This is a genomic window from Pseudomonas sp. PDNC002, from assembly GCF_016919445.1.
In the GTDB taxonomy this organism is placed as follows: domain Bacteria; phylum Pseudomonadota; class Gammaproteobacteria; order Pseudomonadales; family Pseudomonadaceae; genus Pseudomonas.
Genome location: NZ_CP070356.1, coordinates 1,603,038 through 1,622,446, shown reverse-complemented (window position 1 = coordinate 1,622,446; position 19,409 = coordinate 1,603,038). Strand labels below are relative to the sequence as shown.

The 19,409-nt window shown below is 65.6% G+C and carries 20 protein-coding genes; 10 read left to right on the top strand and 10 right to left on the bottom strand.

What is annotated here, in order from left to right:
* Position 1 precedes the first annotated feature (1 nt).
* The 5 genes from JVX91_RS07510 to pilG form a co-directional block, all read right to left on the bottom strand.
* Positions 2-865 (bottom strand): protein-glutamate O-methyltransferase, encoded by an 864-nt coding sequence (locus JVX91_RS07510; protein WP_205338694.1) that lies wholly within the window; start codon positions 863-865, stop codon positions 2-4.
* Between the two features lie 62 nt (positions 866-927).
* The gene (locus JVX91_RS07505; protein WP_205338693.1) at positions 928-2,976 is read right to left on the bottom strand and encodes a methyl-accepting chemotaxis protein; all 2,049 of its coding nucleotides are present in this window, start codon (positions 2,974-2,976) and stop codon (positions 928-930) included.
* Between the two features lie 84 nt (positions 2,977-3,060).
* A complete protein-coding gene (locus JVX91_RS07500) occupies positions 3,061-3,597 on the bottom strand; it encodes a chemotaxis protein CheW (RefSeq protein WP_205338692.1) in 537 nt (178 codons plus the stop codon).
* A gap of 52 nt (positions 3,598-3,649) precedes the next feature.
* Complete coding sequence (gene pilH, locus JVX91_RS07495; protein WP_205338691.1) at positions 3,650-4,015, bottom strand: twitching motility response regulator PilH; 366 nt, start codon at positions 4,013-4,015, stop codon at positions 3,650-3,652.
* Between the two features lie 45 nt (positions 4,016-4,060).
* On the bottom strand, positions 4,061-4,468 hold the full coding sequence (pilG, locus tag JVX91_RS07490) for a twitching motility response regulator PilG (protein ID WP_015475142.1): 408 nt from the start codon (positions 4,466-4,468) through the stop codon (positions 4,061-4,063).
* A gap of 277 nt (positions 4,469-4,745) precedes the next feature.
* Between pilG and gshB the strand changes: the two genes are divergently transcribed.
* The 7 genes from gshB (at position 4,746) to JVX91_RS07455 (ending at position 10,709) form a co-directional block, all read left to right on the top strand.
* A complete protein-coding gene (gene gshB / locus JVX91_RS07485) occupies positions 4,746-5,708 on the top strand; it encodes a glutathione synthase (RefSeq protein WP_205338690.1) in 963 nt (320 codons plus the stop codon).
* Positions 5,709-5,762: 54 nt separating this feature from the next.
* Positions 5,763-6,656: an energy transducer TonB gene (locus JVX91_RS07480; RefSeq protein WP_205338689.1), complete on the top strand. Its 894-nt coding sequence runs from the start codon at positions 5,763-5,765 to the stop codon at positions 6,654-6,656.
* Between the two features lie 75 nt (positions 6,657-6,731).
* Entirely contained in the window at positions 6,732-7,301 is a 570-nt protein-coding gene (locus JVX91_RS07475; RefSeq protein ID WP_205338688.1) for a YqgE/AlgH family protein, read from the top strand.
* Complete coding sequence (gene ruvX / locus JVX91_RS07470) at positions 7,302-7,739, top strand: Holliday junction resolvase RuvX (RefSeq protein ID WP_205338687.1); 438 nt, start codon at positions 7,302-7,304, stop codon at positions 7,737-7,739.
* A 139-nt stretch (positions 7,740-7,878) separates the two neighbouring features.
* Positions 7,879-8,391, top strand: a complete 513-nt coding sequence (gene pyrR / locus JVX91_RS07465; protein ID WP_045212968.1) for a bifunctional pyr operon transcriptional regulator/uracil phosphoribosyltransferase PyrR — start codon at positions 7,879-7,881, stop codon at positions 8,389-8,391.
* Between the two features lie 45 nt (positions 8,392-8,436).
* Entirely contained in the window at positions 8,437-9,441 is a 1,005-nt protein-coding gene (locus JVX91_RS07460) for an aspartate carbamoyltransferase catalytic subunit (RefSeq protein WP_045212970.1), read from the top strand.
* On the top strand, positions 9,438-10,709 hold the full coding sequence (locus tag JVX91_RS07455) for a dihydroorotase (RefSeq protein WP_205338686.1): 1,272 nt from the start codon (positions 9,438-9,440) through the stop codon (positions 10,707-10,709). The genes JVX91_RS07460 and JVX91_RS07455 overlap by 4 nt, the downstream gene beginning before the upstream one ends.
* Before the next feature lie 241 nt (positions 10,710-10,950).
* Here JVX91_RS07455 and JVX91_RS07450 read toward each other — a convergent pair whose 3' ends face one another.
* From JVX91_RS07450 to pilT, 5 genes are all read right to left on the bottom strand, one after another.
* Positions 10,951-12,120: a PLP-dependent aspartate aminotransferase family protein gene (locus JVX91_RS07450; RefSeq protein ID WP_205338685.1), complete on the bottom strand. Its 1,170-nt coding sequence runs from the start codon at positions 12,118-12,120 to the stop codon at positions 10,951-10,953.
* Positions 12,117-13,490: a cystathionine beta-synthase gene (locus JVX91_RS07445; protein WP_205338684.1), complete on the bottom strand. Its 1,374-nt coding sequence runs from the start codon at positions 13,488-13,490 to the stop codon at positions 12,117-12,119. The genes JVX91_RS07450 and JVX91_RS07445 overlap by 4 nt, the downstream gene beginning before the upstream one ends.
* Positions 13,491-13,706: 216 nt before the next feature.
* A complete protein-coding gene (locus JVX91_RS07440) occupies positions 13,707-14,111 on the bottom strand; it encodes a TM2 domain-containing protein (protein WP_205338683.1) in 405 nt (134 codons plus the stop codon).
* A 69-nt stretch (positions 14,112-14,180) separates the two neighbouring features.
* The gene (gene pilU, locus JVX91_RS07435) at positions 14,181-15,326 is read right to left on the bottom strand and encodes a type IV pilus ATPase PilU (protein WP_205338682.1); all 1,146 of its coding nucleotides are present in this window, start codon (positions 15,324-15,326) and stop codon (positions 14,181-14,183) included.
* Positions 15,327-15,429: 103 nt separating this feature from the next.
* On the bottom strand, positions 15,430-16,464 hold the full coding sequence (pilT, locus tag JVX91_RS07430; protein WP_205338681.1) for a type IV pilus twitching motility protein PilT: 1,035 nt from the start codon (positions 16,462-16,464) through the stop codon (positions 15,430-15,432).
* A 73-nt stretch (positions 16,465-16,537) separates the two neighbouring features.
* Here pilT and JVX91_RS07425 point away from each other — a divergent pair, with 73 nt between their 5' ends.
* The 3 genes from JVX91_RS07425 to JVX91_RS07415 are packed head-to-tail and all read left to right on the top strand — an operon-like array spanning position 16,538 to position 19,292.
* Positions 16,538-17,227 carry a YggS family pyridoxal phosphate-dependent enzyme gene (locus JVX91_RS07425; protein ID WP_205338680.1) on the top strand — a complete coding sequence of 230 codons (690 nt, stop codon included), beginning with the start codon at positions 16,538-16,540 and terminating at the stop codon, positions 17,225-17,227.
* A gap of 17 nt (positions 17,228-17,244) precedes the next feature.
* Complete coding sequence (proC, locus tag JVX91_RS07420) at positions 17,245-18,078, top strand: pyrroline-5-carboxylate reductase (RefSeq protein ID WP_205338679.1); 834 nt, start codon at positions 17,245-17,247, stop codon at positions 18,076-18,078.
* A 5-nt stretch (positions 18,079-18,083) separates the two neighbouring features.
* A complete protein-coding gene (locus JVX91_RS07415; RefSeq protein WP_205338678.1) occupies positions 18,084-19,292 on the top strand; it encodes a hypothetical protein in 1,209 nt (402 codons plus the stop codon).
* The last annotated feature ends 117 nt before the right edge of the window (positions 19,293-19,409 follow it).

Here is a 19,409-nt window from a genome sequence, read left to right as displayed (position 1 = left end):
GTCATCCCTTCCGGGTAAAGGCCAGAACGCGCTCATCGGCGACCGGTTCGAGCAGCGGGTGGTGCCAATCGGCTACTTCACCCACTCCGATCACCAGCAGTCCCCCAGGCGCCAGGCGCTCGGCCAGGCGATTGAGGATTTCCCGCCGCCGCCAGCGGCGGAAATAGATCAGCAGGTTCTGGCAAAAAATCACGTCCATGCCGGACATTGGCGCCTTGGCCAGTTCCAGCACATTCAGCCGGGCGCAACAGACGCGCTCGGCGAGATCGGGTATCACACGGTATCGACCGTCATCCTGCGCGCTGAAGTAGCGCGTGGCCAGTTCCGGAGCGATATCGTCCAGCTTGCGTGCCGCGTAGCTCGCCTCACGCGCCCGGTTGAGGGCGCTGAGGCTGATGTCGGTGCCGGTCACGCCGAACAACGGCGCGAGCCCAGCGTTATCCAGTACCTGGGCCGTCACCATGGCAAGGGAATAAGGCTCCTCGCCGCTGGAACAACCAACGCTCCACAAGGCCAGCGGCCGGCGCGGGCCGACCTGTTCCAGGCGCTGGTTAAGGTAGCTTTCCAGCACCTCGAAGGAGGCCTTGTGACGAAAGAAACGGGTTTCCTGAACGGTGAGGCGGTCCAGCAGGTTCGACCACTCGACGGCGCCACGCGGGCCGTCGGTGACCTGCCGGTAATAGCTGCCGTAGTCGGCGATGCCCAGTTCGCGCATCCGCGCGCCCAGGCTGGTCTGCAGGAAGGCGCGGCGTTGCTCGCTGACGACGACGCCAGTCCGATCTTCCAACAGTGCCTGCCAGTCGCGGAATTCCGCGGCCGACATGTCGGCCAACGGCTGCAACGACCAGACGCCACTTGCCTGCATGTCGCGCCCCTCGCTCAAGACTGTCGTGCGCTACCCCGCCAGGAGCAGCGCACCTCCTCTGCTCAGGCCTGTTCCGCGATGTCCGGCAGTTTGAAGCCGGATACGGAGTGGCGCATCTCGCCGGCCATCTTGGCCAGGTTACCAATGCTGCGCGCCGTGGCGGTGGTACCGGCGGAGGTTTGCGAGGTGATCTCCTGGATCACGTTCATGGTGTTGGAAATGTGGCCAGCGGAGGAGGCCTGCTGACGGGCGGCGTTGGAAATGTTCTGGATCAACGCTGCCAGCGTCTTGGATACCTTCTCGATCTCTTCCAGGGACACACCGGCGTCCTGCGCCAGGCGAGCACCGCGAACCACCTCGGAGGTGGTCTGTTCCATCGAGATCACCGCTTCGTTGGTGTCGGTCTGAATGGTCTTCACCAGCGCCTCGATCTGCTTGGTAGCAGCGGAGGAACGTTCCGCCAGGCGCTGTACTTCGTCCGCTACCACGGCGAAGCCGCGGCCCGCGTCGCCCGCCATGGACGCCTGGATCGCGGCGTTCAGTGCGAGGATGTTGGTCTGGTCGGCAATGTCGTTGATCAGGCTTACGATGTCACCGATCTCCTGGGACGATTCACCGAGGCGCTTGATCCGCTTCGAGGTGTCCTGGATCTGCTCACGGATGTTGTCCATGCCGGTGATGGTGTTGTGCACCACTTCGTTGCCCTTGTTGGCGATGGCTACGGAACGTTCCGCTACCGCCGAGGACTCGGAGGCGTTCGCCGATACCTGGTCAATGGACACGGCCATTTCGTTGATCGCGGCGGAGGCGCCGGCGATTTCCTGGGCCTGGTGCTCGGAAGCCTCGGCCAGGTGCATGGCGGTGGCCTGGGTTTCCTGGGCGGCGGCGGCCACCTGCACGGCGGTCAGGTTGATGGTTTCCACCAGCTCTCGGAGCTGGTCGATGGAGTAGTTGATGGAGTCCGCGATCGCACCGGTGAAGTCCTCGGTCACGGTCGCGGCCACCGTCAGGTCACCGTCGGCGAGGTCGGCGATTTCGTCGAGCAGTCGCAGAATCGCCGCCTGGTTACGTTCGTTCTTCTCGGCGGTCTCGGCCAGACGGCGGTTGGTTTCACGCACCATCACCAGGCCGATGAGGATGATCGCGCCCAGGGCGATGATGCCCAGCGCGGCGCTGGCGACCTGGTTGAACACACGGCCTTCGGCCAGGTTCTCGAAGCCGTTGGCCAGGTTGGAAGCCTTGTCCAGCAGGGTCTGCGAGCCACCGAAGATGGTGTTGGCGGCTTCACGCACCTGGAACAGTTCCGGGGAGGTCTCGAGGATCTCGTCCACCGAGCCGGAAACGAATTCGAACAGCTCGGAAATCTCGTTGAGGCGGTCCACCGCTTCGGCGTTGGTCACCTTGGAGATGCTCATCGCCGCGTTGCCTTCCTTCATGCCCTTCAATACGCGACCGAAGAGGCTGGCGTCACGGCCGAAGCTGTCGGCGGCCTGCACGGAGTTCTCGTCACCGGCGAGCACCTTGTTCACCGAGCCGAGGATACGTTCGGCGAGCAGCGACTGGCGCTGGGCTACCGCGACCTGGTCGGCCGGGGCGCCGTTCTCCAGCAGGATGTCGACGACCTCTTCGTACTCCACCTGCAGCTGCGGGATGGTTTCGGCGAGGGTCGCGGCCACCTGGTGCAGGGACAGTACGGTCTGTTCGCTGGCGAGGATGGAGTCGGCGTTCTTGCGCAGGGTATCCCAGTCTTTCTGTACTTCCGCCATCTGCGGTTGTACCGCAGTCGGGCTCGGCGGCAGGCCGGTACTCTCGTCACCGTTGGAAAGGATGTTCCAGCGCTTCTCGAAGTCGTTGCGCGCTTCCTTCAGGAGCTTGAACGCCTCGCCCTTGCCCGCCGCCGCTTCCGTGGCGTTCTTGGCGATACGCTGGGACAGCACCCGCAGCTCGCCGGCGTGGCCGATGTACTGTTTGTCGTGGTTCGACTGGGTGTTGAGGTAAGCGAAGTTGGCGAACAGCAAGACGATCGCCACGATCAGGACCACGAAGAGTCCGAGGATCAGCGAGCTGCTGCGCGCGCCCGAAAAAAGACTGCCTGCCTTTGTATTTTTCATATTCGGCCCCCGCCTGGACCCACCACGATTTACGGTTTCCATGTCACAACAAGGGCCGGACGAGCCGGCCCAACCGGTCAAAAACTAACTGGCGACATCCAGGAACGCCGGGTGCTGAGCCAACGCATGCGGGCTGAACACGAGCCAGGGCTGTTCGCGATTGAAGACGCCATGAATAAAGGGCTGCAGAACCGCTTCGAGGGGCGGCAACTGTTCGGAGAAGGTATCCACCGGGAAGTGCTGCATGCCGAATACCTCATCGACGATGAGGCCGGCGAAGACTTCCTGATGTTCCACCACCAGCACGCGCCGCTGTTTGCGCAGAGGTGACAAGTCCGCGCCGAGGAAGCCGCACAGGTCCATGATCGGCAACAGGCGGCCGCGCACGTTGGCGACCCCCTTCACCCAGTCACGGACGCCGGGCAACAGTGTGTAGCGCGGCTCGTGAAGAACCTCGCCAACCTCCCCCATGGGCGCCACGAACAGACGCCCAGCCATGCGGAAGCCGATGCCGTTCCAGCTCTGCACCATCTCGCGCTGCGCAGGCAAACCCGCGGCCAGCTGACGACAGCGCTGATCGATCTGGACGAGAACCTCGAAAGGACTCTGGACTTCCGCCATGCCGGCCCTGGCCTTCTCTAATAATTATGTTCGGTACGTGCAGGCAGGCTGATCAGCCGGCCAGCACCGAATTGATGGTCTTGAGCAGTGTGTCTTCGTCCACCGGCTTGGTCAGGTAGTCGCGCGCGCCCTGGCGCTTGCCCCAGACCTTGTCGGTCTCCTGATCCTTGGTGGTGACGATGATCACCGGAATGCCGCTGGTCTCCGGGTCCTTGGACAGCTGGCGAGTCGCCTGGAAGCCGTTCAGGCCGGGCATGACAATGTCCATCAGGACGACGTCCGGCTTTTCCTGGCGAGCCAGGGCCACGCCATCGGCGCCGTTTTCGGCCTTGAGTACCTGGTGCGAGTGCTTCTCCAGCATCGCGGTCAGCTTGTACATCTCGGTCGGCGAGTCATCAACAATCAGAATTCGAGCCATTGTGGTCCCCATACGGAATAGGCGTCACCGGCGCTGGGCCGGACTTCAGGAAGCGTGCTCCACCGGGGTGAAGTCGGGCACATGGGTCTTGATCGCGCCGAGCAGCTCTTCCTTGCTGAAGGGCTTGGTGAGGTACTGGTCGGAACCGACGATGCGACCCTTGGCCTTGTCGAACAGGCCGTCCTTGGAGGACAGCATGATCACCGGCGTGGATTTGAAGGCACTGTTGTTCTTGATCAGGGCGCAGGTCTGGTAGCCATCCAGGCGCGGCATCATGATATCGACGAAGATGATGCTGGGATGGGTATCGGCGATCTTGGCCAGAGCGTCGAAACCGTCGATGGCTGTGATGACATCGCAGCCGACTTTCTTCAGCAGGGTTTCGGCGGTGCGACGAATCGTCTTGGAGTCGTCGATCACCATTACTTTCAAACCGTCGGAATGCTGTTCCATGTTCGCCCTTACCATCTCGGTGAATCGTTTTTTCCGCTTTTTATATCAGTGCGCATGCGCCCTGCCACCGTCGGGCTGCGACCCAATCGTGGAGACCTTTTACCACAATCGTCTGAATCTTTACCACGGCGCGCAAAATCAAACCATAAGACCCCGATCACGTAGGCTTTTTCCTTGACCGAGCGCACATCCAGCGCCACCCTGAGCTTCCTTTTTTCAGCCTTTTCCGCCAGCGGTTCAGACCGCGGCTATCAGCCCTTTTTATAGAGGACATCCCATGAGCGTACGCCTCGGGATCGTGATGGACCCCATCGCGCAGATCAGTTTCAAGAAGGACAGCTCGCTGGCCATGCTGCTGGCTGCCCAGGCCCGTGGATGGCAGCTGTTCTATATGGAGCAGCAGGACCTTTACCAGAAAGAGAACGTGGCCCGTGGCCGCATGCGCCCGCTGAAGGTCTTCTACGACCCGGCCCACTGGTTCGAACTGGAAGATGAAGTCGACCAGCCGCTGTCGGACCTGGACGTGATCCTGATGCGCAAGGACCCGCCCTTCGACAACGAGTTCGTCTACTCCACCTACCTGCTGGAACAGGCCGAAGCCGCCGGCACCCTGGTAGTGAACCGCCCGCAGAGCCTGCGCGACTGCAACGAGAAGTACTTCGCCACCCTGTTCCCACAATGTGCGCCCCCGACAGTGGTGAGCCGCCGGTCCGACATTCTCCGCGAATTCGCCGCGGAGCATCGTGACATCATTCTCAAACCCCTGGACGGCATGGGCGGATCGATGATCTTCCGCCACCGCGAAGGCGACCCGAACCTCTCGGTGATCCTCGAGACCCTGACCCGTCACGGCCAGGAACAGGTCATGGCGCAGCGTTACCTGCCGGCCATCAAGGACGGCGACAAACGCATCCTGATGATCGACGGCGAGCCGGTGGAATACTGCCTGGCGCGCATCCCCGCCCAGGGCGAGACCCGCGGCAACCTCGCCGCCGGCGGTCGTGGCGTGGCCCAGCCGCTGACCGAGCGTGATCGCTGGATCGCCGCCCAGGTCGGCCCGGAACTGCGCAAACGCGGCCTGCTGTTCGTCGGCCTGGATGTGATCGGCGAAAACCTCACCGAGATCAACGTCACCAGCCCGACCTGCATCCGCGAGATCGATGCAGCCTACGACACCCGCATCGGCGAGCGGTTGATGACAGTCATCGACGAAAAGCTCAAGGCGCGCAGTGCGTCATAGACTTTTATAAGCCTCGTCGGCAGACTCTCGCCCACTTTGGCCTAGTGACCCGCAATGAACGCTGCAACCCATCCCGACTTCCCCGTGTCCTCCGGCGTACGCCCGGCGGATCGGCTGGGTTTCACCCTGTTCATTGCGGCCATCCTGCACGTGGCCGTGCTGCTCGGCGTGGGCTTCACCATGCCGATGTCCAGCCAACTGAGCAAAACCCTGGAAATCACCCTGGCCAGCTTCAAGAGCGAGAAGGCGCCCGAAAAGGCGGACTACCTCGCACAGATGCACCAGCAGGGCAGCGGCACCCTGGAACACAAGGCGATCCCCAAGACCACCGAGCAGGCGCCGTTCCAGGACACCGAAGTCAAGAAGGTCGCCCCGCCAACCACCCCGCGCCAGGCCAAGAGCCCGGAAGCGCCCAAGGCCGCCGTCGCCACCCGCACCCCGCGCCCGGACAAGGTGCAGACCAAGCAGCAGACGCCCAAGGCCGAGACCGTCGCCAAGCCTGCGCCGCAGTTCGATTCCAGCCAGCTCTCGGCGGAAATCTCCAGCCTCGAAGCCGACCTCGCCCGCGAGCAGCAGGCCTACGCCAAGCGCCCGCGCATCCACCGCCTGAGCGCCGCCTCGACCATGCGCGACAAGGGCGCCTGGTATAAAGAGGAATGGCGCAAGAAGATCGAGCGCATAGGCAACCTCAACTACCCGGACGAGGCCCGCCGCCAGCGCATCTACGGCAGCCTGCGGCTGCTGGTGTCGATCAACCGCGACGGCTCCCTGTATGAAGTGCAGGTACTGGAATCCTCCGGCCAGCCCCTGCTCGACCAGGCCGCCCAGCGCATCGTCCGCCTGGCCGCGCCGTTCGCCCCCTTCTCCGGAGATCTGAACGATATCGACCGCCTGGAAATCATCCGCACCTGGCGCTTCGAACGCGGCGACCGCCTGTCCAGCAACTGATCAGGCGCGCCCGATGGCATGAGCTGACGCTTTCAAGTCTTGTCCCTTTGGCCCCCAGGCCTGAAACTAGCCGGCATGAAAAGCACAGCCGTCAGCTACCTCAAGCACCATTTCCTGATCGCCATGCCGCACATGGCGGACTCCAACTTTGCCCAGACCGTCACCTACCTCGTGGAACACAACGAGCAGGGCGCCATGGGACTAATCATCAATCGCCCCAGCGGCCTGAGCCTTGCCGACGTCCTCGAACAGCTGCGCCCGGACGAACTGCCGCCGGTACGCTGCCAGGGCGTGACCATCTATACCGGCGGGCCGGTACAGACCGATCGCGGCTTCGTCCTGCACCCCGCCGGACGCAGCTACCAGGCCACTCTGGAGCTGGGCGAGCTGTCGCTGTCCACCTCCCAGGACGTGCTGTTCGCCATTGCCGATGGCAGCGGCCCGGCGCAGCACCTGATCACCCTCGGCTACGCGGGCTGGGAAGCCGGCCAACTGGAAGCCGAGCTGGCCGACAACGCCTGGCTGACCTGCCCGGCAGACCCTGCGGTGCTCTTCGAAGTGCCGACCGAACAGCGCCTGTCGGCGGCCGCGGAGCGCCTGGGGATCAACCTCAGCCTGCTCACCGCCCAGGCCGGGCACGCCTGAATGAGCAGCAGCAAACCCCTGCGCCTGCTCCTGGGCTTCGACTACGGCACCAAGCAGATCGGCGTCGCCGTCGGCCAGGCCATCACCGGCCAGGCCCGCGAACTCTGCGTGCTCAAGGCGCAGAACGGCGTGCCGGACTGGAACCGTGTGGAAGCGCTGATCAAGGAGTGGCAACCCGACGCCATCGTCGTCGGCCTGCCGCTGAACATGGATGGCACCCCCAGCGAGATGAGCGAGCGCGCGGAAAAGTTTGCCCGCCGCCTGAATGGCCGCTACAACCTGCCGGTGCACACCCACGACGAACGCCTGACGACCTATGCCGCCAAGGGCGAACGCCTGGCCCAGGGCCAGACGGGCGGCTACCGCGAGCGTCCGGTGGACGCCCTGGCCGCCGCCCTGCTGCTGGAGGGCTGGCTGGCGGAGAACGCCCCTGCTTGACCTGCGGCAGAGCACCCTTGACCTATGGCAGCGTCCAGGGAGCCAAAGCCGCTAAGCTTGCCGGACCACTCCTTCCCGGAACGGTCCGCCCCGATGGCCGCCCGAGCCGGGTGGCCTCGCCAACCGAACCGGAGACGTCATGACCCTGCCAAGCCCCGCCGAACTCATTCCCCGCATGGCCACCGACCTGCGCAACTACCTCGCGCAGCGCGGCATCGACTCGCCACGCTTCGTCGGCATCCACACCGGGGGCATCTGGGTCGCCCAGGAACTGCTCAAGGCACTGGGCAGCGACGAGATCCTCGGCATCCTCGACGTCTCCTTCTACCGCGACGACTTCACCCGCAGCGGGCTGCATCCGCAGGTCCGTCCGTCGGAACTGCCCTTCGAGATCGACGGCCAGCACCTGATCCTGGTGGACGACGTGCTGATGAGCGGCCGGACCATCCGCGCCGCGCTGAACGAGCTGTTCGACTACGGCCGCCCGGCCAGCGTGACCCTGGTCAGCCTGGTCGACCTGAACAAGCGCGAGCTGCCGATTCGCCCGGATGTGGTCGGCGAAACCCTGTCATTGGCACCCAACGAGCGGGTAAAATTGCGCGGTCCCGCACCACTTGTCCTCGAGCGCACGCTTCTCAGCACCGCGCTGTAACTTCGCGCGCCCGGACCTCCACCACCAACTTTCAGGGCCTGCCACATGCCGACCGACGCCAAGCGCCCGCTGCAGCTCAACGACCTGGGCCAGCTGCGCCACTTCCTCTCGCTCGACGGGTTGTCCCGCGAACTGCTGACTGAAATCCTCGACACCGCCGACTCCTTCCTCGAGGTCGGCGCCCGCGCGGTGAAGAAAGTCCCGCTGCTGCGCGGCAAGACCGTGTGCAACGTGTTCTTCGAGAACTCCACGCGCACCCGCACCACCTTCGAGCTGGCCGCCCAGCGCCTGTCCGCCGACGTCATCTCGCTGAACGTGTCGACTTCCTCGACCAGCAAGGGCGAGACGCTCACCGACACCCTGCGCAACCTGGAGGCCATGGCCGCCGACATGTTCGTTGTGCGTCACAGCGACTCGGGTGCCGCGCACTTCATCGCCGAGCACGTCAGCCCCAACGTCGCCGTGATCAACGGCGGCGATGGCCGCCACGGCCACCCGACCCAGGGCATGCTCGACATGCTCACCATCCGCCGCCACAAGGGCAGCTTCGAGAACCTCTCGGTGGCCATCGTCGGCGACATCCTGCACTCGCGGGTGGCGCGCTCCGACATGCTGGCGCTGAAAACCCTCGGCTGCCCGGACATCCGTGTCATCGCCCCGCGCACCCTGCTGCCGGTAGGCCTGGAAGAGCAGTACGGGGTGAAGGTCTACACCAACGCCGACGAAGGCCTGAAGGACGTCGACGTGGTGATCATGCTGCGCCTGCAGCGCGAGCGCATGGCCGGCGGCCTGCTGCCCAGCGAAGGCGAGTTCTTCAAGCTCTACGGCCTGACCCAGAAGCGCCTGAAGCTGGCCAAGCCCGACGCCATCGTCATGCACCCCGGCCCGATCAACCGCGGCGTGGAGATCGACTCCGCCGTGGCCGACGGCGAACAGTCGGTGATCCTCAACCAGGTCACCTACGGCATCGCCATCCGCATGGCCGTGCTGTCCATGGCCATGAGCGGCCAGAACGCCCAACGACAGCTGGAACAGGAGGACGCGCAATGACCGTCAGTATTCGTGGCGCCCACCTGATCGACCCCGCCAGCGGCCTGGACAAGGTCTGCGACCTGCACATCGAGGCCGGGCGCATCATCGCCATCGGCGATGCCCCCGCTGACTTCCATGCCGCCCAGGAAATCGACGCCGCCGGCCTGATCGCCGCGCCCGGCCTGGTCGACCTGAGCGTCGCCCTGCGCGAGCCGGGCTACAGCCGCAAGGGCAGCATCGAAAGCGAAACCCGCGCCGCCGCTGCCGGTGGCGTCACCAGCCTGTGCTTCCCGCCGCAGACCAAGCCGGTGCTGGACACCTCCGCCGTCGCCGAGCTGATCCTTGACCGCGCCCGCGAGGCCGGCAACGCCAAGGTCTTCCCCATCGGCGCGCTGACCAAGGGGCTGGGCGGCGAACAGCTGTCCGAGCTGGTCGCCCTGAGCGACGCCGGCTGCGTGGCCTTCACCAACGGCCTGGCGCCAATGGCGAGCAACCGCGTGCTGCTGCGTTCGCTGGAATACGCGGCGACCTTCGACCTCACCGTGATCTTCACCTCCCAGGACCATGAGCTGGCCGAAGGCGGACTCGCCCACGAAGGCCCGACCGCCAGCTTCCGTGGCCTGGCCGGCATCCCGGAAACCGCCGAAACCGTGGCTCTGGCGCGCAACCTGCTGCTGGTGGAACAGTCCGGCGTACGCGCGCACTTCAGCCAGTTGACCAGCGCCCGCGGCGTCGAGCTGATCGCCCAGGCCCAGGCCCGCGGCCTGCCGGTGACCGCCGACGTGGCGCTTTACCAGCTGATCCTGACCGACGAAGCCCTGGCGGACTTCTCCAGCCTCTACCACGTGCAGCCGCCGCTGCGCTCGCACAAGGACCGCGAGGCCCTGCGCGAAGCGGTGAAGAGCGGCGTGATCCAGGCCATCGCCAGCCATCACCAGCCCCACGAGCAGGACGCGAAGAACGCCCCGTTCGCTGCGACCGATCCGGGTATCAGCAGCGTCGAACTGCTGCTGCCGCTGGCCATGACGCTGGTGCAGGACGGCCTGCTCGACCTGCCGACCCTGCTGGCGCGCCTGTCCAGCGGCCCGGCCGCCGCCCTGCGCCTGCCGGCCGGCAAGCTGGCGATCGGCGCAGCCGCCGACGTGGTGCTGTTCGAAGCCGACGGCCAGACCCTGGCGGGCGAGACCTGGCACTCCCGCGGCCAGAACTGCCCGTTCCTCGGCCACTGCCTGCCGGGCGTGGTGCGCTGCACCCTGGTGGACGGGCATATCGTCCACGCGGTCTGACGCTTCACCGCTCCATGAAAAAGCCCGCCGATTGGCGGGCTTTTTCATGACGACGCAACAGTCCGCCATCTGCAGAGGAGCAGCTCCCTCTCCCTTCAGGGAGAGGGTTGGGGAGAGAGTAGAACTGCCAAACAACTCCACCGTGGGCCACGCTCCCCCTCCCTAGCCCTCCCCCTGAAGGGAGAGGGGACAGTTCGGCGCGGATAGGGGGTTCACAGGCAGCTGGATATCTCAGAAAGGATCAGATCATCGCCAGGGCCTTGGCCAAATCGGCGCGCAGGTCCTCCACGTCTTCCACCCCCACCGAGAGCCGGATCAGCGAATCACCAATCCCCAGCGCCGCGCGGTTCTCCGGCGGGATGCTGGCGTGGGTCATGATCGCCGGGTGCTCGATCAGGCTTTCCACGCCGCCCAGGCTCTCCGCCAGGGCGAACAGCTGGACGTTTTCCAGGAAGCGCCGCGAGCCGGCCAGGTCGGTATCCAGGTCCAGCGAGATCATCCCGCCGAAGCCCTTCATCTGTTTGCGCGCCAGCTCATGTTGCGGGTGCGAGGCCAGGCCGGGGTAGTAGACGCGCTTCACCTGCGGCTGCTGTTCCAGCCATTTCGCCAGGTCGAGGGCGTTCGCGCAGTGCCGCTCCATGCGCAGCGCCAGGGTCTTCACGCCGCGCAGGGTGAGGAAGGCGTCGAACGGCCCGGCGATGGCGCCCACCGAGTTCTGCAGGAAACCCACGCGCTCGGCGAGGTCGGGGTTGTCGCCGACGATGGCGATGCCGCCGATGACGTCGGAGTGGCCATTGAGGTACTTGGTCGTGGAGTGCACCACGATGTCGAAGCCCAGCTCCAGCGGCCGCTGGATCCACGGGCTGGCGAAGGTATTGTCGGCCACGCAGAGGATGCCGCGCTCGCGGCAGATGCGGGCGATGGCGGCCAGATCGGTCAGGCGCAGCAGCGGGTTGCTCGGGGTTTCCACCCAGACCATGCGCGTCTGGTCGGTGAGTGCCGCTTCCAGCGCGCCGGGCTGGGACAGGTCGGCGAAGTGGAAGTCATGCCCGGCACTGCGCCTGCGCACCCGCTCGAACAGGCGGAAGGTGCCGCCGTACAGGTCGTTGCCGGAAATAATATGCGAGCCGGCGTCGAGCAGCTCCAGCACCGCCGAGATGGCGGCCAGCCCCGAGGCGAAGGCGAACGCCTTGCTACCACCTTCCAGGTCCGCCACGCAGCGCTCCAGCGCCCAGCGCGTGGGGTTGTGCGAGCGGCCATAGTCCAGGCCCTTGTGCACGCCGGGGCTGTCCTGCCGGTAGGTGGAGTTGGCGTAGATCGGCGGCATGATCGCCCCGGTGGAAGGGTCCGGCTCCTGCCCGGCGTGGATCACGCGGGTGGCGAAACCGAGGCGGTCGTCGTGCTGGCTCATGCGAGGGTCCTCCGTAGATGGTTGAGCAGGTCGAATCGGGTAATCAGGCCGTGGAAGCCCGAGGCGTCGGCGATGATCGCCACCAGTCCGCGCGCGAGCACGGCTTCGAGCTCCTTGAGGCTGGCGCCCGGCGCCAGGGTTTCCGGAGCGGTGCTCATGGCGCTGGCGACGTCGCTGCGGAAATGCGCCGGGTCGTCATGTACGCCCAGCAGGATGTCGGACTCGTCGATGACGCCGACCAGGCGCTGGCCGTCGAGCACGGGGAGCTGTGAGATGTCCGCCAGGCGCATGCGCTGGAAGGCAGTGAGCAGGGTGTCGCCGGGGCCGACGCTGACCACCCGACCCTCCTCGAAGCGCCGCGCGACGATGTCGCGCAGGTCGCCGTAGCGCTTGCGCTGCAGCAGCCCCTGATCGGTCATCCACTGGTCGTTGTAGATCTTTGAGAGGTAGCGTGTGCCGGTGTCGCAGACCAGGCTGACCACGCGCTTGGGCTCGGTCTGCTCACGACAGAAACGCAGCGCGGCGGCCAGCAGCGTGCCGGTGGACGAACCGGCGGCGATGCCTTCGTTGCGCAGCAGCTCGCGGGCGGTGCTGAAGCTTTCCTCGTCGCTGATGGAATAGGCGTGGCGCACGCTGGAAAGGTCGGCAATCGAGGGCACGAAGTCCTCGCCAATACCTTCCACCGCCCAGGAGCCGGGCGTGCCGATAGCGCCGGAGCGCGAGTACTCGGCCATGATCGAGCCCACCGGGTCGGCCAGGACCATTTCCAGGTCCGGCTGGACCTTCTGGAAGAACCGGGTCAGGCCGGTCAGGGTGCCGGCGGAACCGACGCCGACCACCACGGCGTCCAGGTCATGGCCGGTCTGCGCCCAGATTTCCGGGGCGGTGCCGGTCTCGTGGGCCAGTGGGTTGGCGGGGTTGTTGAACTGGTCGGCGAAGAACGCATTCGGCAGGTCCTTGGCCAGACGCGCGGCGACGTCCTGGTAATACTCGGGGTGCCCCTTGCCGACATCGGAGCGGGTGATGTGCACCTCGGCGCCCATGGCACGCAGGTGCAGCACCTTCTCGGTGGACATCTTGTCCGGCACCACCAGTACCACGCGATAGCCTTTGGCGCGGCCCACCAGCGCCAGGCCCAAACCCGTATTGCCGGCGGTGGCTTCGACTATCACGCCGCCGGGCTTGAGCCGGCCGTCACGCTCGGCGGCCTCGATCATGGCGACGCCGATGCGGTCCTTGATGGAGCCGCCGGGATTCTGTGATTCGAGCTTGAGGAACAGGGTGCAGGGTCCGGTATCGAAGCGCGTGACGCGGACCATGGGGGTATTGCCGATCAGGTCGAGTACGGCGGGGCGGGATTCGTTGCTCATGGCAGCCACTCCTTCTGGGCGCCATGGGGATCGCCCGGCGGCGCCTGCTACTGTCCTCCTGACCTTAGGCGGGAGGCAGAGCTCGCGCCAGGCGGCGCGACGAAAGAGAGCGATGCGGCTTTTCGCAGGAGCGGACCTTGTTCGCGATGATCTCCGGTGCGATGCGGAGTTTTCGCGGACAAGGTCCGCTCCTACAAAAGCAATGGCGGTGTGGGGTCAGATCCGCTGTGGCCCGTTGCGCTCGGAAATCTGGCTGTTCAGCGTCCAGAAGTCGTACAGCACGCCGACCAGGAACAGCCCGCCGGTGAACAGGTAGATGATCCCGGTGATCCACTTGCCCATGTACATGCGGTGCACGCCGAGCACGCCGAGGAAGGTCAGCAGGATCCAGGCGACGTTGTAGTCGATGCCGCCGGCGCGGTAGCGCTGGTCCGCCGCGTCATCCATGGAGGGGATGAGGAACAGGTCGATGATCCAGCCGATGAAGAACAGGCCAAGAGTGAAGAACCAGATGGTCCCGGTGATCGGCCGGCCATAGTAGAAGCGGTGCGAACCGGTGAAGCCGAAGATCCACAGCAGGTAGCCGATGACCTTGCTGTGGGTATCAGGGTTGGCGGACATGCCTTTCTCCCGTTGCGATAGTTGGCAGCCAGAATAAACGAAAAGCCCGCACTGGGCGGGCTCTTCAAGTCAGCGGAAGCGGCGGTTGGGGTCGTCGTCGCTGAGCTCCAGGGTCAGGCCCTGGGTCATCGTGGTCAGGTGGTCGGCGTCGGTCTCCGAACCCAGCTTGATCATCAGGCGCAGGTCGTTCGCCGAGTCGGCGTAGGCCAGCGCATCTTCGTAGGTGATCTCGCCTTGGGTGTAGAGCTGGTACAGGGCCTGGTCGAAGGTCTGCATGCCCTGCTCGGTGGAGCGCTTCATCAGCGGCTTGAGCTCGTGGACCTCGCCCTTGCGGATCAGGTCGGCGGCCAGCGGGGTGTTCAGCAGCACCTCGATCACCGCGCGGCGGCCCTTGCCGTCCGGGGTCGGCACCAGTTGCTGGGCGACGATGGCCTTGAGGTTGAGCGAGAGGTCCATCCATACCTGGCCATGACGGTCAGCCGGGAAGAAGTGGATGATCCGCTCCAGCGCCTGGTTGGCGTTGTTGGCGTGCAGGGTCGCCAGGCACAGGTGGCCGGTTTCGGCGAAGGCCACGGCGTGGTCCATGGTCTCGCGCGAGCGCACCTCGCCGATCATGATCACGTCCGGCGCCTGGCGCAGGGTGTTCTTCAGGGCGACTTCGAAGGTATCGGTATCCAGGCCCACCTCGCGCTGGGTGACGATGCAGCCCTGGTGCTGGTGGATGTACTCGATGGGGTCTTCGATGGAGATGATGTGCCCGGTGGAGTTCTTGTTGCGGTAGCCGATCATCGCCGCCAGCGAGGTGGACTTACCGGTGCCGGTGGCGCCGACGAAGATCACCAGGCCGCGCTTGGTCATCGCCAGTTTCTTGAGGATTTCCGGCAGTTTCAGGTCTTCGATGGTCGGGATGGTGGTCTCGATGCGACGCAGCACCATGCCCACCAGGTTGCGCTGGTAGAACGCGCTGACCCGGAAACGGCCGATACCACGCGCGCTGATGGCGAAGTTGCACTCGTGGTTTTCGGCGAAGTCGCGGCGCTGCTGCTCATTCATCACCGAGAGGACGGTTTCGCGGGTCTGCTCCGGCGACAGCGCGGTCTTGGTGACGGGCAACACCTTGCCGTTGACCTTCATCGACGGGGGCACGCCGGCCGTGATGAAGAGGTCGGAGGCACCCTTTTCCACCATGAGGCGCAACAGCTTCTCGAATTCCATGTTCGTTCTCGCCAGGTTCACGCTGACTGCGACAGTGCTGTCGGATCACGAAGCGAGTGCGTGTGGCGCGCTCCGTGCGCCGGGCCGGGAACGGCCCGGTGGATTAGAAGTTTTCCGGGATCTTGGCTTTTTCTTTCGCCGAATCGCGGGTGACCAAGCCCTTGGCGACGAGCCCCTTCAGGCACATGTCCAGGGTCTGCATGCCCAGCGCGCCGCCAGTCTGGATGGAGGAATACATCTGCGCGACCTTGTCCTCGCGGATCAGGTTACGGATCGCCGGGGTGCCGATCATGATCTCGTGGGCCGCGACACGGCCGCCGCCGATCTTCTTCAGCAGCGTCTGGGAGATCACCGCCTGCAGGGATTCGGACAGCATGGAGCGAACCATGGACTTCTCCTCGGCGGGGAACACATCGACGATCCGGTCGATGGTCTTGGCCGCGGAGGTGGTGTGCAGGGTGCCGAACACCAGGTGGCCGGTTTCCGCGGCGGTCAGCGCCAGGCGGATGGTCTCCAGGTCGCGCATCTCGCCCACCAGGATGATGTCCGGGTCTTCACGCAGGGCCGAGCGCAGTGCCTCGTTGAAGCCCAGGGTGTCGCGGTGTACCTCGCGCTGGTTGACCAGGCACTTCTTCGATTCGTGGACGAATTCGATCGGGTCTTCGACGGTGAGGATGTGGCTGTACTTGGTGTTGTTCAGGTAGTCGAGCATCGCCGCCAGCGAGGTGGACTTGCCCGAACCGGTCGGGCCGGTGACCAGCACCAGGCCGCGCGGGACGTCGGAGACGCGCTTGAACACTTCGCCCATTCCCAGGTCTTCCATGGTCAGGACCTTGGAGGGAATGGTCCGGAACACGGCGCCGGCGCCGCGGTTCTGGTTGAAGGCGTTGACCCGGAAGCGCGCCACACCCGGCACTTCGAAGGAAAAGTCGGTTTCCAGGAACTCTTCGTAATCCTTGCGCTGCTTGTCGTTCATGATGTCGTAGATCAGCGCGTGAACCTGCTTGTGCTCAAGCGGCGGCAGGTTGATGCGGCGGACATCGCCGTCGACGCGGATCATCGGCGGCAGACCGGCCGAGAGGTGCAGGTCCGAAGCGCCCTGCTTGGCGCTGAAGGCGAGCAGCTCGGTAATATCCATGGGACTCCCCAATCAAGAGCAAGCAGGTAGAATGCCGCAGAACTCGCAGCAGCCGGGCGGAAAAGCGACGGTAATGTCCACGATAGCAGAGAATATTGCAAAGGTTCGCGTACGAATCCGTGAGGCGGAACAAGCGAAAAATCGCACGCCAAATTCGGTGCAGTTGCTCGCCGTGAGCAAGACCAAACCCGCCGCCGACATCCGCAAGGCGTTCGCCTGCGGCCTGGCCGATTTCGGCGAGAACTACCTGCAGGAAGCCCTCGGCAAGCAGGTCGAACTGGCCGACCTGCCGTTGACCTGGCATTTCATCGGTCCCATCCAGTCCAACAAGACCCGCCCCATCGCCGAGCACTTCCAGTGGGTGCACTCGGTGGATCGCCTGAAGGTCGCCCAGCGCCTCTCCGAACAGCGTCCGGCCAACCTGCCGCCGCTCAACGTATTGCTGCAGGTGAACGTCAGCGGCGAAGACAGCAAATCCGGCTGTTCCCCTGAAGACCTGCCCGCCCTCGCCCAGGCGGTGGCGCAATTGCCCCATTTGAAACTGCGCGGCCTGATGGCCATCCCCGAGCCAACCGAAGACGTTGCCGCGCAGCACGCCGCATTCGCCCGCCTGCGCGAGCTGATGCTGGCCCTGAATCTCGGCCTGGACACCCTGTCCATGGGCATGAGCCATGACCTCGAAACCGCCATCGGCGAAGGCGCCACCTGGGTGCGGATCGGTACCGCCCTGTTCGGCGCCCGCGACTACGGCGCATCGCACTGAATAAAGGAAGAGACTCCATGAGCAGCACCCGCATTGCCTTCATCGGCGCCGGCAACATGGCCGCCAGTCTCATCGGTGGCCTGCGCGCCAAGGGCGTCGCCGCAGGCGACATCCGCGCCAGCGACCCAGGCGCCGAGCAGCGCGCGAAGATCGCCGCCGAGCACGGCATCGACGTGGTCGCCGACAACGCCAGCGCCGTGGCCGGCGCGGACGTGGTGGTCCTGGCGGTCAAGCCGCAGGTCATGAAGGACGTCTGCCTGGCGCTGGCGCCGGCACTGTCCGAGAACGCGCTGATCGTCTCCATCGCCGCAGGCATCCCCTGTGCCAGCCTCGAGCGCTGGCTGGGCGAGGTGAACGGTCAGCCGCGCGCCATCGTCCGCTGCATGCCCAACACTCCTGCGCTGGTCGGCCTGGGCGCCAGCGGCCTGTTCCCCAACGCCAGTGTCAGCGCCGCCCAGCGTGATCAGGCACAGCAACTGCTGAGCGCCGTGGGCATCGCCCTGTGGCTGGACGAGGAACGCCAGATCGACGCGGTCACCGCAGTCTCCGGCAGCGGTCCGGCGTACTTCTTCCTGCTGATGGAAGCCATGACCGCCGCTGGCGAGAAGCTCGGCCTGTCCCGCGAAGTCGCCGGCCAACTGGCCCGCCAGACCGCCCTGGGCGCCGCGCAGATGGCTACCACCAGCGATGTCGATCCCGCCGAACTGCGCCGCCGCGTGACATCGCCCAACGGCACTACGGAGGCGGCGATCAAGACGTTCCAGGCCAATGGCTTCGAGGCGCTGGTGGAGAAAGCGCTAGGTGCCGCCGACCACCGCTCCGCCGAGCTGGCCGAACAACTGGGCCGCTGATTGCAATGACGCACTCTGCCCGGCGGCCAGGGAAGGTCGCACTGCCACTCGCTGTCTGCTTCCTGCTGGCCAGCGCCGCCGCCCAGGCGGCGCAATGCCCGGCGCCGGAGAGCCTCGACCAGTCGGCGCTGGCCGCCCGCCAGGCGCTGCAGCAAGCCATGAAGACCGGTTTCAGCGACGACGCCGACAACACCGTGTCACCGGCGCTCGGCGAGGCCATCGCGCACTACAAGCAGACCCTCGCCGCCGCATTCGATGCCCATCTCGCCTGCGCCCAGGCCAGCCCGGACGCGGACGCCCTGCAGGCGAACCTGCGCGAACACCTGCTCGCCCCAACGCAGCCGGCCACCGACGGTATGCCCGAGCAGCAGGACGCCCTCACCGTCAGCCTCAGCGACGCGCCCTCCCCGCTGCTGCTGGTCAGCGCCGGCTTCGATATCCCCTGCGGCAACGACAACCTGCTGCTGGGCTACCGTCGCGAAGGCGACACCTGGGTTCGCGCGCTGGACTGGCAGAGCGGCCCCTACCAGGACATCTCCGGCGCCTATGGCGACCTGTTCATGGTTGAACGCCTGCCCAGCGGCGATCTGGCACTGATGCACGGCACCCCCTGGTGCACCTCGCGCTGGAGCCACCTGGCGGTGGAAGTGATCCGCCCGGCCACGGCCGGGCAGGCCCAGCGCACCCTGCTGCATACCGAACATGATTACGTCCGCGATGAACACGAAGTGCGGCTCAAGGCCCGCCCAGACGGCTTCGAGTGGCGCGCCGAGGTCGGCAGCCTGGACGGCGACCTGCTGACCCGCCCGGGCATCTTCCGCTATCGCCAGGACGGTGAAACCTTCCAGCGCATCCAGCCCGCCGCGTCCAATGGCCGCGGCTTCGTCGATGAATGGCTGCGGGTAGACACAGACCTCGCGCGAGCCTGGGCCGACCCGGCCGGCGCGGACGCCACGCTGGCGGCGCGCGACGAGCTCATCGGCCTGGACAAGCGCACCGACGTCACCCTGGCCTACACCGCGGTGCGCGGCTGCAAGGCAGACCCCACACGCTTCCAGGTAGACATCGAGCTGGACGGCCCGCAGCCATTGGCCGAAGGCAACCAGCGCTACGTCAGCATCCGCCAGGAGTCCAACGGTTTCACCCTGCTGGGACTGAGCAGAACCGCCGACCCGGCGTGCAGCGGCCCCGACCTGATGCCCAAGCGGGGTTGAATTTGCACCTGACGAAACACACTTACACGCGACCGGCGACGATGAATTCCCTACAGTATGGCGTTACAGCGCCGTCGTTGCCCGACCGCCCGATTCGCCCGGCCCTGCGCGCCGGTG

What these genes read in the sequence shown, in the direction of transcription:
- pilG (WP_015475142.1), bottom strand. Translation starts at nt 4,468, where the DNA reads ATGGAACAGCATTCCGACGGTTTGAAAGTAATGGTGATCGACGACTCC.
- pilU (WP_205338682.1), bottom strand. Translation starts at nt 15,326, where the DNA reads ATGGAATTCGAGAAGCTGTTGCGCCTCATGGTGGAAAAGGGTGCCTCC.
- pilH (WP_205338691.1), bottom strand. Translation starts at nt 4,015, where the DNA reads ATGGCTCGAATTCTGATTGTTGATGACTCGCCGACCGAGATGTACAAG.
- JVX91_RS07455 (WP_205338686.1), top strand. Translation starts at nt 9,438, where the DNA reads ATGACCGTCAGTATTCGTGGCGCCCACCTGATCGACCCCGCCAGCGGC.
- JVX91_RS07500 (WP_205338692.1), bottom strand. Translation starts at nt 3,597, where the DNA reads ATGGCGGAAGTCCAGAGTCCTTTCGAGGTTCTCGTCCAGATCGATCAG.
- JVX91_RS07510 (WP_205338694.1), bottom strand. Translation starts at nt 865, where the DNA reads ATGCAGGCAAGTGGCGTCTGGTCGTTGCAGCCGTTGGCCGACATGTCG.
- proC (WP_205338679.1), top strand. Translation starts at nt 17,245, where the DNA reads ATGAGCAGCACCCGCATTGCCTTCATCGGCGCCGGCAACATGGCCGCC.
- gshB (WP_205338690.1), top strand. Translation starts at nt 4,746, where the DNA reads ATGAGCGTACGCCTCGGGATCGTGATGGACCCCATCGCGCAGATCAGT.
- JVX91_RS07480 (WP_205338689.1), top strand. Translation starts at nt 5,763, where the DNA reads ATGAACGCTGCAACCCATCCCGACTTCCCCGTGTCCTCCGGCGTACGC.
- JVX91_RS07445 (WP_205338684.1), bottom strand. Translation starts at nt 13,490, where the DNA reads ATGAGCAACGAATCCCGCCCCGCCGTACTCGACCTGATCGGCAATACC.
- JVX91_RS07450 (WP_205338685.1), bottom strand. Translation starts at nt 12,120, where the DNA reads ATGAGCCAGCACGACGACCGCCTCGGTTTCGCCACCCGCGTGATCCAC.
- pyrR (WP_045212968.1), top strand. Translation starts at nt 7,879, where the DNA reads ATGACCCTGCCAAGCCCCGCCGAACTCATTCCCCGCATGGCCACCGAC.
- JVX91_RS07425 (WP_205338680.1), top strand. Translation starts at nt 16,538, where the DNA reads ATGTCCACGATAGCAGAGAATATTGCAAAGGTTCGCGTACGAATCCGT.
- JVX91_RS07415 (WP_205338678.1), top strand. Translation starts at nt 18,084, where the DNA reads ATGACGCACTCTGCCCGGCGGCCAGGGAAGGTCGCACTGCCACTCGCT.
- pilT (WP_205338681.1), bottom strand. Translation starts at nt 16,464, where the DNA reads ATGGATATTACCGAGCTGCTCGCCTTCAGCGCCAAGCAGGGCGCTTCG.
- JVX91_RS07505 (WP_205338693.1), bottom strand. Translation starts at nt 2,976, where the DNA reads ATGAAAAATACAAAGGCAGGCAGTCTTTTTTCGGGCGCGCGCAGCAGC.
- JVX91_RS07475 (WP_205338688.1), top strand. Translation starts at nt 6,732, where the DNA reads ATGAAAAGCACAGCCGTCAGCTACCTCAAGCACCATTTCCTGATCGCC.
- JVX91_RS07460 (WP_045212970.1), top strand. Translation starts at nt 8,437, where the DNA reads ATGCCGACCGACGCCAAGCGCCCGCTGCAGCTCAACGACCTGGGCCAG.
- JVX91_RS07440 (WP_205338683.1), bottom strand. Translation starts at nt 14,111, where the DNA reads ATGTCCGCCAACCCTGATACCCACAGCAAGGTCATCGGCTACCTGCTG.
- ruvX (WP_205338687.1), top strand. Translation starts at nt 7,302, where the DNA reads ATGAGCAGCAGCAAACCCCTGCGCCTGCTCCTGGGCTTCGACTACGGC.